Origin of the sequence: Kangiella sediminilitoris, assembly GCF_001708405.1 — a bacterium.
Lineage (GTDB): Bacteria > Pseudomonadota > Gammaproteobacteria > Enterobacterales > Kangiellaceae > Kangiella > Kangiella sediminilitoris.
The window spans coordinates 1,218,538-1,232,518 of the sequence record NZ_CP012418.1; the positions used below are offsets into that span (position 1 = coordinate 1,218,538).

Here is a 13,981-nt window from a genome sequence, read left to right on the forward strand (position 1 = left end):
GAATATAAAGTTCATCTCGGCTTGAGCTAGATCAAGGAAGCTGACCCAATATATTGGTTTCATGGTTTGCATTAGCACAATATGTAGATATTAGGCTTCAATGCTAACCATTGTAAGGAGAGGAGTATGATAAGCCGTGACGTAGAGAAAGCCCCAGTTCCAAACAGAATTTTAAAGCGTGATTCAAGTGAAGCAGCGTTTGAGCGCGACAAAATATTTAAAGCCATACTAAAGGCTGGGATGGCTTCTGAGGAATTGGATTTTGAGGCAGCAGAGCAATTATCAGATCAAGTCATTGAAGTCGTAAGCTTCCGCTTCTCCAACCTGTCTATACCCACCGTTGAGCAGGTACAAGATATCGTAGAGCACTGTCTTGCTGTTAATAAATATTATAAAACGGCAAAGAAGTATATCTTATATCGGGAAAAACATAAGGAAATTCGGGAAAACAAGAAAACGCTGCTCGATATTACTACGTCTGTAGACGAGTATTTGTCGCAATCTGACTGGCGAGTTAAAGCCAATGCGAACCAAGGATATTCTCTAGGTGGATTAATTTTAAATGTATCCGGTAAAGTAATAGCAAACTACTGGCTTAACCATATTTACGAAGCCGATATAGGCCGGGCTCACCGAGATGCTGATTTACATATTCATGATCTGGATATGCTGGCAGGATATTGTGCTGGTTGGTCTTTAAGGACATTGCTGCACGAAGGGCTAAATGGTATACCCGGCAAAGTTGACTCTGGACCGCCAAAGCACCTATCAAGTGCTATCGGGCAAATGGTTAACTTCCTGGGAACGTTACAGAACGAATGGGCTGGTGCGCAGGCTTTTAGTTCATTTGATACCTATCTGGCACCTTATATTCGTAAAGACAATATGGAGTATACAGAGGTTAAGCAATGTATACAGGAGTTTATTTATAATCTTAACGTCCCATCTCGCTGGGGAACTCAAACACCTTTTACTAATATTACTTTGGACTGGGTTTGTCCAGAGGATTTAAGGGAGCAAATACCCATCATAGCAGGAGAGGAGATGCCATTCTCATATGGTGATTTAGCTCCAGAAATGGCAATGCTAAACAAGGCTTACATTGAAGTCATGACAGAAGGCGACGCCAAAAATAGAGTCTTTACCTTCCCAATTCCTACTTACAATATCACCCCGGATTTCGATTGGGATTCAGAGAATGCTACCTTGCTATTTGAAATGACCGCAAAGTATGGCTTGCCTTATTTCCAAAACTTCATTAACTCTGATTTGTCGCCGAATATGGTGCGTTCTATGTGTTGTCGGCTGCAACTTGATCTGCGTGAGTTATTAAAGCGTGGTAACGGTTTATTTGGTTCTGCAGAGCAGACCGGTTCTCTGGGAGTGGTTACTGTCAATTGCGCGAGGCTGGGATATCTTTATGCCGGAAATAAAGAGGGCTTGCTATTACGTATTGATGAGTTGATGGAAATGGCAAAAAACTCACTAGAGCTAAAACGAAAGGTTATTCAAAACTATATTGATAATAACTTATTTCCCTATACCAAGCGCTATTTAGGAACATTACGGAATCACTTTTCAACTATTGGTGTGAATGGAATCAATGAAATGATTAGAAACTTTACTAAGGATAAAGAAGATATCACCAGTAGAGCAGGGCATCAGTTAGCTATCGAAGTTCTTGATCATGTGCGACAGCGTATGGTTGATTTCCAGGAAGAAACAGGGCACTTATATAATCTTGAAGCTACACCTGCCGAGGGAACCACATACCGTTTTGCAAAAGAAGATAAAAAGCGTTTTCCGGATATTTTACAGGCAGGTTATGACGATGCGCCATACTATACCAATTCGTCTCAGCTTCCAGTGGGGTATACCGACGATGCATTCGAAGCCCTAGAGCTTCAAGATGAGCTGCAATCTAAATACACAGGCGGAACAGTGTTACACCTCTATATGGGTGAAAGAATTTCAAGCTCAGAAGCTTGTAAAAAAATGGTTCGTAAAACGCTGACAAATTTCAAATTACCTTACATCACTATTACACCAACATTTTCAATATGCCCCACTCATGGGTACTTACAGGGTGAACATGAATATTGCCCGAGATGTGACGAGGTATTACTCCACCAAAAACAACAGGAGTGCTGCTGATGTTTGATTTTTTTTCTTCATGCACAGAATTAGTAGAGTTGTCTCATAGCCGATTTAACCCAGAAGAGGAGAAGAGTATGAAACTTAATTATCAGGAACGTCAAAAGTGTGAAGTTTGGACCCGAGTTATGGGATACCACAGACCGGTATCTGCTTTTAACAAAGGCAAGCAATCTGAGCATAAACAGCGTCAACATTTCCGCGAGCGTTAAAATGTTTGATGAGCTAAGAGTTGGGGGGCTTACGCCCCTCACGACTATCGACTATCCTGAGCACTTATCTTGTGTCATTTACTGTCAGGGATGTGCTTGGCGATGCCTATACTGTCATAACCCTGAGTTAATTCCGGTAAAAGCTGAGCAGGGTTTCGATAATAAAGAATTAGAGTTTTTTTTAAAAAGGCGTAAGGGCTTGCTTGATGCGGTCGTGTTCAGCGGCGGAGAGCCCTTGCTTCAAAAAGGCTTACTTCCTGCAATGCAAACAGTAAAATCTATGGGTTTCAAGGTGGGATTACATACCGGTGGCTCGTCAATATCCCGTTTTAAGCAGGTTTTAGAGATCGTCGACTGGGTTGGTTTTGATGTAAAAGACTTACCGGAACATGCAGATCGGATAATTCAAGTTAACAATGCTGGGAATACCAATTGGCAAAGCTTAAGACTACTATTAGCCAGTGGAGTTGATTATCAGTGTCGAACTACCGTTCACTGGGATCTGATCTCTCCCGAGCGTGTTCTAGTTTTGGCTAAGCAGCTTGTATCGGAAGGGGTTAATAACTATAACCTACAAATTGCCCGAACTCGAAATACCCTGGATAAGTCATTAATTGACGACTCCTGCTCATATTCCATGATCAGTAAAGATATTCGGTTAGCCCTAAGCGCTGAACTGGAACAAATGTTCGATCAATTCGAATGGGTGGAATAAATTTTAAGCGATAGATAGGCAATGCTCTAAGTTGATTTCGCTCAGCCGCTGACGGTTATGTATCGTCACGACTCCATTCCCAAAAGAAAACACCTCATTAATTTCGAACTTTTTAAGTATTCTCGATAATGTTTCAGGACGTATAGATAGTTTTTCGGCGATACTTTTTTTAGTTATTGCAATAGAAAAACTATCACCATTACAGGTTTCGGCAGGCATCAGATTATAAATATATCGTGCTACACGTTGAGATGCATCAAGGATTGTCAGCATTTCAATTTCATTGATATGCCCTCTCATTTTAAGACATATATTTCCGAGCATTCGAAGACAAAGATCACTGTCACTTTGAAGAATGTTGTAAAATGCCTGACTTGGTATCGATAATACCCTGGATTCTTCCGTGGTTGATGCGTTTATGGGGTAATACTTTTTTTGAAGAAACATCAGCGCTTCTGCAAAGGTGTCATGGCTGTTAACAAACTTTACGATTTTTTCATTTCCATCACTGGATATGAGGTGTAATTTCACCTGTCCTTTTAAGACAAAAAAGAAATATTTGGCGGGTTGGCCCTGACTGATAATTGGTCTGCTTTTTTTGTAGTAGTTAACTTTACTTACCCGTAGCAGCTCGCTAAGTTGTGTATCGTTCAGGATCCCGAATAAAGGATTCTTCCGTAGCGTTGGTTCAAGATTATTTAATTGTTTAACTTCCATTATTCACCCACCAATTTTATAGATTACCGACTAAAATTTGGCAACAAACATGAGCCAGGCTTTACGTGTGTCAACTGAGAATCCATCAGATTCATAATCTGCTAATTTTGCCACCATGGAAACATGGTCAGTTAAAGGCATTTTGTAGCTTAGTCCTAACTCTTTACCGTAGTCGGCTGAGGAGTCTTCCGCTTCAAAATTGTGATATTGAAAAATTAAGGATGATGTCCCTATAGATGTGTTAAAGCTGATGAATGTATCTTCTAGGCCGCCAACTGGGGTTGTCAGAAACTGATCTGCCCAGCCCTGGAATTTATGTTTTGTTGCAAGGGGAGTTTGAAAAGCATTTCCCGCGCTGCTCCCGTCTCCAGTTAATACTTCTTTTCCCAGTGACACGCTGCCATTTGCGAAAGCATAGCCGAGTTCCCCAAGGAGGTAATTACTATCTCTGTATACTGGGTTATCTGCATAATCATCCTGTTTAGCATACTCCGCTTTGATGAAGAATGGTGTATTCTGGATATCGCTGAAGCTGACTCGAGCACCAATTGTCCGAGAAGAATCTGTCGGAGCAGTTTTAAAATCTAAAAGATAGCCGTATAAGCTTAGCTTTACATCAGTAGCTAGTGCCCAGTCATAATTTATGAAGTGACTTTCTGTATCAAGGTTTGAATCTAAAATAGTATTGATATTATTGATATAGGCATAAGTGATAGTGGCATCAGTTATAGACTTGTTTGTAAAGAGAATGCCGTCATATGTTTGCTCATTCTGCCTCCAGCCAACTCCACCCACGAAACGTTGATTACCCAGGTTAATTCTTTGTCTACCGATTGTCATTGCTGTATCAGTAAAGCCATTGAAGAGGAGGGCGGCTTGGTTGATTTCTGTAGCCTCCGGATCAGCAACGACGGAATGATCCGTTTGCCCATTAAGCAGACTGTTGTAGTCATTCCGGTTACTGACCATACTGACATTGTCTACTTCAAAGCGAAAACTAAAATCATTATAGCTTAATGTTTCTAAGCTTATCCTTGTAAGTAAAGTAGATGCTGTTGCATCCTGTAGCACATTTTCCTGGTCAACACTTTCAGCTCTATAACGGAAAGTCCACTTAACATCTGATTCTTTAAAAGCCTCATCAATACCACCAGCCTGAACCTTCTGTTCATCAGAAGCGTGTGTATTGGACGCTAGAGTTGCAAGGGTAAGTGCTACTGCTGTCACTAACTGCTTTTTTGTCATGTCATACTCCAAAGTGATCTTTATTTCTAGCTATCACTTTAATCGCTTTAGAGTAAATTCTATTGATTTATATCAATTAAGATGTATTTCCTATCCATCTTAAAGCATCGTAAGGGTGACTATAACTTCCTGAGTGCTAGGGTAATGGAATAAACTCTTCTTCATCCCCTGGAACTAATGGGAATCGGCCATTTTTCCAGTCTTGCTTAGCTTGAGCTATACGGCTTTTAGATGAGGAGACAAAGTTCCACTCGATGTACCTCTGACCGAGATTATCCCCGCCAATGAAAACAATACGACTATGTTTCAAAGCTTGTATGGAAGAGGGTACGGATGTATTCAAAATTGCCATTGAATACTCAGGAACAGATGCACCATCAATTTCTATTTCTCCTTTGGCTACATACACAGCACACTCTTGTGCTTGGGGAGAATCCAATACTTGGTCAGGTTGTAAGGTCGCTTCCACATAAAGTGTTTCGGAGAAAGTTTTGACTTTTGAGGTTAGTCCGTAGGCAGTTCCTATTAAAACCCTCACCGGGATATCACTGATCAATGCTGTGGGAAGTTTATCCTTACTGTAATGGTGAAACTCAGGCATGGCTTCTTCATCAGCTTCAGGTAATGCCATCCACAGCTGAAGTCCATTTAGAACATGGTCCTTATTTGTTACTTCCGGACGCTCTCTTTCTGAGTGTACAATTCCTTTCCCAGCAATCATTAAATTGACATCGCCTGGCGTTATCGTTTGATAGCTTCCCAGTGAGTCACGATGAAGAATTTCACCCTCAAATACATAAGTTACCGTAGCGATACCAATATGCGGATGAGGCCGAACATTAACACCATTGCCAGCGTTAAACTGGGCTGGGCCCATATGATCAAAAAACACCCAGGGGCCTACTGATTTTCTACCAGTGGTGGGAAATAAACGACGCACAGAAAATCCACCAAGGTCTTTTTCACGAGGGGTTATCAATTCCTCAACAGCAGAACAGGGTTTATTTTGACATTCAGCATAGAGCTCACTTTTTAGCAAATTACTCATTCCTTTACTCCAGTCGCACAATACCTAATAAAACTAGCAACATTTCTTACTTCAAACCAATATCCAATGTTAATAGCTATTATGACTATTAGAGATAGTGTCTATAAATATTAATACTTCTTCTATAGCACAGATAACTTTATAAGACATTCAGATAAAGCCCAATATTTATACTGTACAGTTTTTGGCTAGCCAAAATTTCAACGATTCAGCTAAGTGTATTGGACTATGAAGGCTATGTGGTTTTGCCCACAAACTTATTCACAGATTTTGGGGACAATTAATGTTGGCTTTTTATTCAATGCGAATAAATTTTGATCGTCGTGTATTTTACAGACTCTTCATTAGCAGTGACATTTGATTAACTTTTATACTTTTCAATTGTTCAGGTAAGTCCATAGTTACATGATGTCCAGAACCTGGTGTGCATTGGATTTTTTGGCCAAGCTTATTCTCTAGGTTATTCAGCGTGAAGCGATGATTACCATCAGGTGTCATTAGCTCCAGCTGGTCGCCTCGTTCAAATTTATTCTTTACGTCGATTATTAATTTGTTACCCACGACATCATTTATCTCTCCCACAAATAACTGCTTATCGCGAATTGAGCTTCCTGTTTCATAGTTTTGACATTCGTCATGGACGTGTCGTCTGTAGAAGCCCTCGGTATATCCTCTGTGAGCTAATTTTTCTAAATCATCCATCATACTCATATCGAACTCTTTACCTGCGCAGGCATCATCAATAGCTTTTCGGTACACTTGAGCTGTTCGTGCGACGTAGTAATGGGACTTGGTCCTTCCTTCGATTTTCAGAGAGTTCACTCCCATCTGACAAAATCGTTTTACATGCTGTACCGCACGTAAATCTTTCGAATTCATAATATAAGTACCATGCTCGTCCTCAAAAACCGGCATATATTCTCCGGGACGATGCTTCTCCTGCAATAAATATACATCGTCTTTACTTACTGACTTAGGTGAGAAAGTCTGAATAGTTTGCTGAGTGTTGACCGCTACAATATCACCGCTGTCGTTTTGTTTGGCTTCATGTAAATCATACTTCCACCGGCACGCATTGGTACAGGTTCCCTGATTAGGGTCACGGTGATTAAAGTAGCCCGATAGAAGACAGCGACCAGAGTAGGCCATGCAAAGAGCGCCGTGGACAAATACCTCCAGCTCCATGTCAGTGCAGTTGTTTTTAATATCTTCAATTTCATCCAACGACAACTCTCTCGATAGAATGACACGCCTGATCCCTTGCTTGTACCAAAACTTCACTGTTGCATAATTGGTAGCGTTAGCCTGAACAGATAGGTGTATTTCCTGATTAGGAAAATGCTCTCTAACCATCATGATTAGTCCCGGATCTGACATGATCAGAGCATCAGGATTCATTGCTATTACCGGCTCAATATCCTTAATAAAAGTTTTCACTTTAGAATTATGAGGCGCTATGTTGCATGCGACATAAAACTTTTTATTTTTCTGATGCGCTTCTTCAATACCCAGAGCAAGATTGTCTAATCCAAAATCATTATTTCTGACCCGTAGACTATATCGGGGTTGGCCTGCATAAACGGCATCCGCGCCATAAGCGAATGCGTAGCGCATATTACGTAATGTCCCGGCAGGAGAGAGTAGTTCAGGTTTATTCATGTCTTAACAGTCGTGATTATTTTTTTCTTTAGAGTTTTTTTTTGGCGGAAAAGTAGGTTTAAAATCTCCCAACTCAATAGCTTCATGTATTTTGTTAATAATAGAGCTATCCATGGCAGCATAGATATCTTCAAACTGTTTAATGACAAAATACACTGTCTGATAAATATCGATACGGTAGGGGGTTCTTAAAGCTGTCATCAGGTCAAATGGCTTTCGTTCTGGTTTGTCACTTTCTAAACTATAAATTGTTTCACCGATGGATGATAAAATTCCAGCACCATAGATCCGTAGACCCTGTGATTGCTGAATCAGTCCAAACTCGACTGTAAACCAGAATATTCGAGCCAGATATAACCTTTCTTGTTTAGAGGCATTTAGTCCAAGCTTACCGTAATTATGAACAAATTCCGCAAAAACAGGGTCGGTCAATAACGGGCAATGACCGTATATTTCATGGAAAATATCAGGCTCTTGCAAATAATCTATCTCTTCTTTTTTACGAATGAAGGTAGCAGCAGGAAATTTCTTGTTTGCCAATAGCTCAAAAAATTCCCCAAAAGGAATCAGTGCTGGCACGGCTGCAACTTCCCAGCCAGTTGCTTTGCGTAACTCCCTGTTGACATCTGGTAGCTGCGGTACGTACTTTTCTGACAAACCGAGTATTTCAAGCCCGCGTATATACTCTTTACAGGCACGATCTTCTATCGCGGGCATCTGCCTTTTGTAAAGAAACTCCCAGGTTTTGTCTTCCTCAAATGTATAATCTATGAAGCCTTTGCTATCGGTTTGTTTTGCAATATATTCCGTCATTACCTACCTCTATGACTGGTTAAACTCTTCGCTGTGTAGCCACTCCGCCTGTTTTGGTGCCTTCTTAGTTTTAGTCCATTCATTGAGCATATCCCACTTAACATCATTAAGCCTTTTGAACATATCATCAGTTGCAGTCACAGTAGTGAGTTCGAGACGGTGCCCATTTGGATCGAAGAAGTATATTGATTTAATAATTTCATGATTAGTGGGACCAATGACCTCAATACCATGCGACTCAATTCTTTCCTTTGCTTTGAGCAGAGCATCCTCATCTTTAACTCTAAAAGCAATGTGCTGAACCCAGTCAGGTGTATTTGGATCTTTTCCCATATCAGGCGAGTTAGGCAACTCGAAGAATGCTAAAATATTACCATTGCCAGCATCCATAAATAGGTGCATGTAAGGGTCTGGCTCCTTGGTGGAAGGAACCTTATCCTCTGCAATAGCTAGCATAAAATCCATATTCAGAACTTCTGTATAAAAGTCGACGGTTTCTTTGGCGTCAACACAGCGATACGCTACATGGTGAATTTGTTCAATTTTCATGATTTACCCCTAAAGTACTCCGCGCTTTTGCTGATCTCGCTCGATAGACTCGAAAAGTGCTTGGAAGTTACCTTCACCAAATCCTTGATTATTTGCCCTTTGAATAATTTCTATGAATATAGGACCGAACAAGTTCTTTGTGAAAATCTGTAATAGATATGAGTTCTCATCACCGTCGACTAGTACTTGATGATCTTGAATTCGCTGGTGGTCCTCTGTCACATTAGGAACACGGTCAAATACAGTTTTGTAGTAGTCTTCATGAATATCTAGTGTATCAATGACACTTCTATCCAGTTTATCGAGAGAGCTCAAAATATCGTTGGTTTCAAAGGCAATATGTTGAACACCTGGTCCATTATACTCACGTAGGTACTCATCTATCTGGTTTTTATCATCGCCTTTACCTTCGTTAATCGGAATGCAGAAACTGCCATCCGGAGAGCGCAATGCATAGGAAATCAGGGCAGTCTGCTGGCCTTTGATATCAAAGTAACGTACTTCACTGAACCCAAACACATTTTTATAAAAGTCTGCCCATTTCTGCATTGTTCCTTTGTATACATTATTTGTTAGATGGTCGATTCTAGTGAATCCCATATCCGTAGTGATTTCAGGCGATGGCAGGGGCTCAAAATCATTCTCATAGATAGAGCCTTTCTCACCGAATTCATCGATGAAATAGATAAGGCTATCACCAATGCCATAAATTGCAGGATAGTCTAGATCTGTGTCTTCAGATGCAGCTGGTTTTGCTCCGCGATCAATGGCTACCTGCATGGCTTTTTCTGCATCATCCACACGCCAGCCCATCGAGCAAATTGCAGGACCATGACGATCGGCAAAGGCCTTTGAAAGTCCTTTCTTCTCCGTATTCAATAGGAAGTGGATATCGTTTTGGTTGTAATAATAAATATCTTTATTTTTGTATTTTTTCAGCTTAGAAAAACCAAATGCTTTGAAAACTTTATCCATAAAGTCACTTTCTGGGCTAGCAAATTCAGTAAATTCAATTCCACGTAAACCTAAATAATTATTACCGCTCATCAAAATACACCTGTTCAACTTAAGTGGCTTGGCTAAGGGAGTTGCTCATTAATAAGCCAATATCTAATTTCAGCTAAATAATGTAAGGGATCTAGTTGTTAAGGTTTTGACCTAGGTCAATGATTTGTCGGTTAGCAAAGTGGTCTGGCAAGTTACATGGTGACCATGAATATGCTAAATAATTGCTTTTTATTGATCTAAATCTATATTGCAACCGAAAGCGCACTTATAATTCCGCCACTTTTTTAAATTCAAGTTACATACAACGTGAAAATTATAGCTTTGTTGATTACACTGGCCTGCCTGCTTTTTCCTCAACTTTCACTTGCATCCGACGTTGCTGCAGACAGTCCTCTAAATTTCACTACTCATTGGGTGGGCTTTTTAGCCATAGCCATTTTTGTCATCGCATACTCTCTTGTCATTTTTGAAGAAAAAATACACCTGAGAAAATCCAAGCCGATACTCATTGCTGCTGGCTTAATTTGGCTGGTTATTGGTATTACCTATAAGCACTATGGATTGTCTGGTTTGGCGGAAGAGGCCATCCGGCATAATTTTTTAGAATATGCTGAGCTATTTTTCTTCTTATTAGTAGCTATGACCTACATTAATGCAATGATTGAGCGTGATGTGTTCGATTGTTTAAGGGACTGGTTGGTAAATAAGGGGTTCAGTTACAGACAGCTATTCTGGATGACAGGTATTCTCGCTTTCTTTATTTCACCAATTGCAGATAACCTGACAACAGCGCTTATCATGTGTTCTGTGGTGCTGTCGGTAGGCAAGGGTAACGGAAAGTTTGTGGGTATCAGTTGTATTAATATCGTCGTTGCATCTAACGCTGGAGGTGCTTTTAGTCCCTTTGGTGATATTACCACTCTGATGGTCTGGCAAAAAGAAATGGTGGAGTTTACCGAGTTTTTCAGCTTATTCATCCCCTCAGTGGTCAACTTCCTGATTCCAGCACTGGTTATGCAGTTAGCTATCGAAAAAGGGAAACCAAAGCCAACGGATGAGTCACATGTTGCTAAAATTAAACAAGGTGGTCTGGTGATAGTTGGTCTGTTTTTAGTCACTATAGCCACAGCAATATCTTTTCATAATTTCCTGCATCTGCCACCCGCTATAGGAATGATGCTAGGTTTAGGTTTTCTTAAATTTTATGGTTTCCTATTACGAAAAGGTCAGCAGAAACAAACCGAAGAAAATCCAACCAGTGTGTCAGTAAAAAAGCCTTACGATATATTTGACCGTATTGCACAGGCCGAATGGGATACCTTATTTTTCTTTTATGGGGTGATCCTGGCTGTAGGCGGGCTCGGGTTTCTTGGTTATTTGGGGCTGGCATCGAATTACATGTATGGTGAACTCGGTGCTACTTCAGCAAATGTTTTAGTAGGTGTTTTATCATCAATTGTCGATAACATTCCGGTCATGTTTGCAGTCCTAACAATGCAACCAGAAATGCCGCATGTGCAATGGTTGCTAGTAACATTGACCGCAGGAGTGGGAGGAAGTCTTCTGTCAGTTGGATCGGCTGCGGGAATTGCGTTGATGGGGCAAGCCAGAGGTCACTACACCTTTATGACTCACCTTAAGTGGACACCGGTTATCGCTCTAGGCTATGCCGCAAGTATCTGGCTTCATATGATAATTAACAGTTAACAGTTAACAGTGCTGCTACCAATAAAGCCGACATCTATTTGAGTCTTTGAGTCGTCATAATTGAACATAAGAAAGTTTCTATTGCATTCAACAGAAGAAGCATCTTAGTATAATTTTAAGCGCTTTCTGAGGAGCAGTTTATGGTTTCACGTCGTACATTCATTAAAGGGTCACTGTTGTCGGCTTCGGCTTTAGCCTTGCCAGGCTTTGTAAAGTGGGAAACGAAGTCACCACTTCCTTATAATGTGCAGGAGATTTACCCAGCTTTGCACCAAGGGAAGATATACGTTGCTGGTGGGCTGTCTTTGCAGGGTGACAACCTTAAAGTTCTTGAGCAGGTAGTTGAGTATAATCCTGAGTCAGACAAATGGAACCAGTCCACTACGCTTCCAGAGCCAAGACATCACCCTTACTTAATTTCACATCAGAATAAGCTGTATGCCTTCAGTGGCTTTACTGAGTCAAAAAGGGGAAGTTGGTTTGGTAGCCGAGATATATTACTCCTAGATGAAAAAACCAAGCGCTGGAAAAAGCACGCGAACCATATGCAGCACCCGCTGTGTGAAACAGTAGCAGCTTCAATTAATGGCTGTATCCACCTAGCCAGTGGGCGAAAACCAAAAGGGGAGAGCAACGGAAAGTGGGGAGACCATACCGATACCGATGCGCACCTGATATTTGATCCTGCAACAATGACATGGAACAGTGCTCAGCCGATACCAACAGCTAGAAATAGTGCGGCTGGAGCTTGTATTGATGGTATGTGGCATGTCATTGGTGGGCGTACTGTCAATGGTGGGAACCTCGATACACATGAGGTCTATGATTATAAAACTGATCAATGGTCTGCTTTAGCACCTTTACCACAAGCCCAGGGTGGGCTTGCTGCGGCAACTCTTAATGAGCATATTTATGTTTTTGGCGGTGAGTATTTTACCAGCGGTGGTGGGGTTTATAAGAAAGTGTGGCAGTATTCGCGCAAGGATGATAAATGGCAGCAGGTGGGTGAAATGCCTGTTCCCCGTCATGGTTTAGGTGCGGTAACTCTAGAGGGAAGTATATATGTTGTGGCGGGAGCAACTCAGGCTGGTGGAAATGGTACAAGCGATCGTTTATCCGTGTTTAAGCTGTAACTTTATCGTTAAAGCATATAGGATGCTTTTCTGAACATAATACTAGCTGTTTGAAAAATACTTTTGCATGGAATTTCTCGTTGACTTCGGCTATCTGGGATTATTTGTTGCTGCATTTCTTGCAGCCACAATTTTGCCTTTAAGTTCTGAGCTGGTTTTAACAGCATTGCTTTTGAATGATCTGTCGCCAGAGATGCTGGTGTTAGTCGCAACTGTTGGTAATGTGCTGGGCTCTTTGACTAACTATGGGTTAGGTTACTGGGCTAGCAAGGGCATTATCCAGAAATGGCTCAAAATGTCTGAAAAGGAATTTGTTAAAGCCGAGGAGCGTTTTGAGAAGTATGGATTAATGTCACTTCTGTTCGCCTGGGTGCCGATTATTGGCGATCCATTGACTGTCATCGCTGGGATATTACGCGTAAATCTAATCTGGTTTATTGTCCTTGTTTCGTTGGGTAAGTTTCTTCGTTATTATATTTTAGCCAGTATGATAATAAGCGGATAACTCAATTTGCTTGATCAGTAAGGTATTGATATTTAACTGTAAAGGACTGTAAAAAATGACAATGTTATTGCCTCTTGGATCTTACTACAATAGAATATAAACCATATCAATAAGTTAATAGCTATATGAGTACAAAAGTCATCCGCATAATTTTGCTGTTTACGCTACTTCAGGTGGCGGGTCAGCTTATGGCTTTTGATAATATTTCTTGTGATATGGTCGCACCCTCAGAGGCAGTAACCGATATGGATCATGCCAGCCATGCTGATATGGACCATGACATGGATAAGATGAGCATGACCTGCTGTGATATGTCGTCAGGATGCACCATGGCAACTTGCCTTGCTATCATACCGGCTGCTTTCAGCTCTTCTAAACAAGATTCTGGAAGCTCCGAACCACAATGGGCTTTAAAGCCTTTATTATTCTCATTCCAGCCGGACTCTCTCTATAAACCTCCCATCTTGAGTTAACACAGGATAGATCTATCTACCGTCGATAGATATTCAGCGATTA

General features: G+C 41.0%; 14 protein-coding genes. 7 read left to right on the plus strand and 7 right to left on the minus strand.

From position 1 onward, the window contains the following. The first annotated feature begins 126 nt into the window (after positions 1-126). The 3 genes from KS2013_RS05630 to KS2013_RS05640 all read left to right on the plus strand — a co-directional run bounded on the left by KS2013_RS05630 (position 127) and on the right by KS2013_RS05640 (position 3,081). Positions 127-2,154 carry a ribonucleoside triphosphate reductase gene (locus tag KS2013_RS05630; RefSeq protein WP_068990947.1) on the plus strand — a complete coding sequence of 676 codons (2,028 nt, stop codon included), beginning with the start codon at positions 127-129 and terminating at the stop codon, positions 2,152-2,154. A gap of 77 nt (positions 2,155-2,231) precedes the next feature. Further along, positions 2,232-2,366: an anaerobic ribonucleoside-triphosphate reductase gene (nrdD, locus tag KS2013_RS12110; RefSeq protein WP_068994426.1), complete on the plus strand. Its 135-nt coding sequence runs from the start codon at positions 2,232-2,234 to the stop codon at positions 2,364-2,366. A 1-nt stretch (position 2,367) separates the two neighbouring features. Next, positions 2,368-3,081 (plus strand): anaerobic ribonucleoside-triphosphate reductase activating protein, encoded by a 714-nt coding sequence (locus KS2013_RS05640; RefSeq protein ID WP_068990949.1) that lies wholly within the window; start codon positions 2,368-2,370, stop codon positions 3,079-3,081. Between the two features lie 3 nt (positions 3,082-3,084). Here KS2013_RS05640 and KS2013_RS05645 read toward each other — a convergent pair whose 3' ends face one another. The 7 genes from KS2013_RS05645 to hppD all read right to left on the minus strand — a co-directional run bounded on the left by KS2013_RS05645 (position 3,085) and on the right by hppD (position 10,159). Continuing rightward, the gene (locus KS2013_RS05645; protein WP_228703760.1) at positions 3,085-3,798 is read right to left on the minus strand and encodes a Crp/Fnr family transcriptional regulator; all 714 of its coding nucleotides are present in this window, start codon (positions 3,796-3,798) and stop codon (positions 3,085-3,087) included. Positions 3,799-3,828: 30 nt separating this feature from the next. Then, the gene (locus tag KS2013_RS05650) at positions 3,829-5,043 is read right to left on the minus strand and encodes an alginate export family protein (RefSeq protein ID WP_068990955.1); all 1,215 of its coding nucleotides are present in this window, start codon (positions 5,041-5,043) and stop codon (positions 3,829-3,831) included. 136 nt (positions 5,044-5,179) lie between these two features. After that, a complete protein-coding gene (locus tag KS2013_RS05655) occupies positions 5,180-6,091 on the minus strand; it encodes a pirin family protein (protein WP_068990959.1) in 912 nt (303 codons plus the stop codon). A 330-nt stretch (positions 6,092-6,421) separates the two neighbouring features. Continuing rightward, positions 6,422-7,750, minus strand: coding sequence for a prephenate-dependent tRNA uridine(34) hydroxylase TrhP (trhP, locus tag KS2013_RS05660; protein ID WP_068990962.1), 1,329 nt, complete (start codon positions 7,748-7,750; stop codon positions 6,422-6,424). A gap of 3 nt (positions 7,751-7,753) precedes the next feature. Continuing rightward, positions 7,754-8,563 (minus strand): phenylalanine 4-monooxygenase, encoded by an 810-nt coding sequence (gene phhA / locus KS2013_RS05665; protein ID WP_068990964.1) that lies wholly within the window; start codon positions 8,561-8,563, stop codon positions 7,754-7,756. 9 nt (positions 8,564-8,572) lie between these two features. After that, complete coding sequence (locus KS2013_RS05670) at positions 8,573-9,112, minus strand: VOC family protein (protein WP_068990965.1); 540 nt, start codon at positions 9,110-9,112, stop codon at positions 8,573-8,575. A gap of 9 nt (positions 9,113-9,121) precedes the next feature. Then, positions 9,122-10,159: a 4-hydroxyphenylpyruvate dioxygenase gene (gene hppD, locus KS2013_RS05675; RefSeq protein WP_068990966.1), complete on the minus strand. Its 1,038-nt coding sequence runs from the start codon at positions 10,157-10,159 to the stop codon at positions 9,122-9,124. Between the two features lie 267 nt (positions 10,160-10,426). Between hppD and nhaD the strand changes: the two genes are divergently transcribed. The 4 genes from nhaD to KS2013_RS05695 all read left to right on the plus strand — a co-directional run bounded on the left by nhaD (position 10,427) and on the right by KS2013_RS05695 (position 13,938). Then, a complete protein-coding gene (gene nhaD / locus KS2013_RS05680) occupies positions 10,427-11,827 on the plus strand; it encodes a sodium:proton antiporter NhaD (RefSeq protein ID WP_068990968.1) in 1,401 nt (466 codons plus the stop codon). 140 nt (positions 11,828-11,967) lie between these two features. Then, on the plus strand, positions 11,968-12,960 hold the full coding sequence (locus KS2013_RS05685) for a Kelch repeat-containing protein (RefSeq protein ID WP_068990977.1): 993 nt from the start codon (positions 11,968-11,970) through the stop codon (positions 12,958-12,960). A gap of 67 nt (positions 12,961-13,027) precedes the next feature. Continuing rightward, the gene (locus KS2013_RS05690; RefSeq protein ID WP_068990980.1) at positions 13,028-13,465 is read left to right on the plus strand and encodes a YqaA family protein; all 438 of its coding nucleotides are present in this window, start codon (positions 13,028-13,030) and stop codon (positions 13,463-13,465) included. Positions 13,466-13,590: 125 nt separating this feature from the next. Next, positions 13,591-13,938: a hypothetical protein gene (locus KS2013_RS05695; RefSeq protein WP_068990983.1), complete on the plus strand. Its 348-nt coding sequence runs from the start codon at positions 13,591-13,593 to the stop codon at positions 13,936-13,938. Positions 13,939-13,981: the final 43 nt, after the last annotated feature.

Excerpts from the sequence above, each read along its gene's own strand:
- KS2013_RS05630 (WP_068990947.1), top strand. The coding sequence starts at position 127 with ATGATAAGCCGTGACGTAGAGAAAGCCCCAGTTCCAAACAGAATTTTA.
- nrdD (WP_068994426.1), top strand. The coding sequence starts at position 2,232 with ATGAAACTTAATTATCAGGAACGTCAAAAGTGTGAAGTTTGGACCCGA.
- KS2013_RS05640 (WP_068990949.1), top strand. The coding sequence starts at position 2,368 with ATGTTTGATGAGCTAAGAGTTGGGGGGCTTACGCCCCTCACGACTATC.
- KS2013_RS05645 (WP_228703760.1), bottom strand. The coding sequence starts at position 3,798 with ATGGAAGTTAAACAATTAAATAATCTTGAACCAACGCTACGGAAGAAT.
- KS2013_RS05650 (WP_068990955.1), bottom strand. The coding sequence starts at position 5,043 with ATGACAAAAAAGCAGTTAGTGACAGCAGTAGCACTTACCCTTGCAACT.
- KS2013_RS05655 (WP_068990959.1), bottom strand. The coding sequence starts at position 6,091 with ATGAGTAATTTGCTAAAAAGTGAGCTCTATGCTGAATGTCAAAATAAA.
- trhP (WP_068990962.1), bottom strand. The coding sequence starts at position 7,750 with ATGAATAAACCTGAACTACTCTCTCCTGCCGGGACATTACGTAATATG.
- phhA (WP_068990964.1), bottom strand. The coding sequence starts at position 8,563 with ATGACGGAATATATTGCAAAACAAACCGATAGCAAAGGCTTCATAGAT.
- KS2013_RS05670 (WP_068990965.1), bottom strand. The coding sequence starts at position 9,112 with ATGAAAATTGAACAAATTCACCATGTAGCGTATCGCTGTGTTGACGCC.
- hppD (WP_068990966.1), bottom strand. The coding sequence starts at position 10,159 with ATGAGCGGTAATAATTATTTAGGTTTACGTGGAATTGAATTTACTGAA.
- KS2013_RS05685 (WP_068990977.1), top strand. The coding sequence starts at position 11,968 with ATGGTTTCACGTCGTACATTCATTAAAGGGTCACTGTTGTCGGCTTCG.
- KS2013_RS05690 (WP_068990980.1), top strand. The coding sequence starts at position 13,028 with ATGGAATTTCTCGTTGACTTCGGCTATCTGGGATTATTTGTTGCTGCA.
- KS2013_RS05695 (WP_068990983.1), top strand. The coding sequence starts at position 13,591 with ATGAGTACAAAAGTCATCCGCATAATTTTGCTGTTTACGCTACTTCAG.